This window comes from Bradyrhizobium cosmicum (genome assembly GCF_032290525.1).
Taxonomy (GTDB): Bacteria; Pseudomonadota; Alphaproteobacteria; order Rhizobiales; family Xanthobacteraceae; genus Bradyrhizobium; species Bradyrhizobium cosmicum_A.
Map to the genome: position 1 here is coordinate 1 of NZ_JASXTA010000167.1, position 283 is coordinate 283.

The following is a 283-nucleotide window of genomic DNA, read 5'->3' on the forward strand; positions in this document are numbered from 1 at the left end:
GTTTGTGACTTATCGTAAGCCACGAGTTTATCGTGATATTGAGATTGCCAAAGAAGCACCCGCCAAAGTGGTCAGCGGCTATGATGTGGCGGTGGCTGTTGGGGCGATTTTGATGGCATTGGGTGCGCAGCTGATGACAGACTCGCTGCTGATTGGCTCGCTGGTCGGCTTTGCGGTGTTTATGGCGACTGGTGTGGTCAAATGGCGTGAGGCCAATGATGTCTTTAATGACGGCATCAAACTGATGGCGATGATTGGCTTTATCATGATCTGCGCCCAAGGC

1 protein-coding gene is annotated in these 283 nt (G+C 51.9%); it reads left to right on the forward strand.

What is annotated here, in order from left to right; all coding sequences use genetic code 11:
- A partial coding sequence (locus tag QSV46_RS39510) for a Na+/H+ antiporter NhaC family protein (protein ID WP_314964063.1) occupies window positions 1-283 on the forward strand: 283 nt, incomplete at both ends.